Raw genomic sequence first — 526 nt, forward strand, 5'->3', positions numbered from 1 at the left:
GTATGGATTGGTCGGGTTGGCAGAAGATGACGAAGTAGCGCAGATTCAAGAGAAATCCCGCTCATTCCGTGATGATGTCGATAGACGCATCAACGATGAGAGCCAGATTGAACAGTGATTCTCGATGTATGCTTTTTGACTGATTTACTCGCTGAGGACGCCGGAGCAGTTGCAAAACTCGATGAGATCTCCGATGAACTACTTGTTGTCCAACCCTAGTCTATACCGACGTCGGGATCGGTATCGACCCAACGACAACGACTGGCCAACAGTTCGATGAGATTCTCGACGACAGTCCGTTAGTGCCATACGATAGCGAAGCTGCGTGTCGTGCCGTGGACGTTCAACGTGATCTTGCTCGCTCCGGGGAACAGATTGGTGCTGTCGAGGCAATGATCGCGGGGATTGCTGTTGGCCGTGATGAACCAGTCGTCACGCGCAATGCCGGTGAATTTGCTCGGACCCTGTTCGCGTCTCGCCGTACTGAGGATGGTGTTTAGATTTCGAACGACGGCCGCAGAGAGAC

The 526-nt window shown here is 52.9% G+C and carries 1 protein-coding gene; it reads right to left on the bottom strand.

Going from position 1 to position 526, the window contains the following annotated elements; all coding sequences use genetic code 11:
* Positions 1-299: 299 nt before the first annotated feature.
* Positions 300-526: hypothetical protein (locus FY251_RS22865; protein ID WP_222847868.1), on the bottom strand; the 227-nt coding region annotated here is incomplete at its 5' end.

This window comes from Haloferax sp. KTX1 (assembly GCF_902410085.1).
Taxonomy (GTDB): Archaea; Halobacteriota; Halobacteria; order Halobacteriales; family Haloferacaceae; genus Haloferax; species Haloferax massiliensis.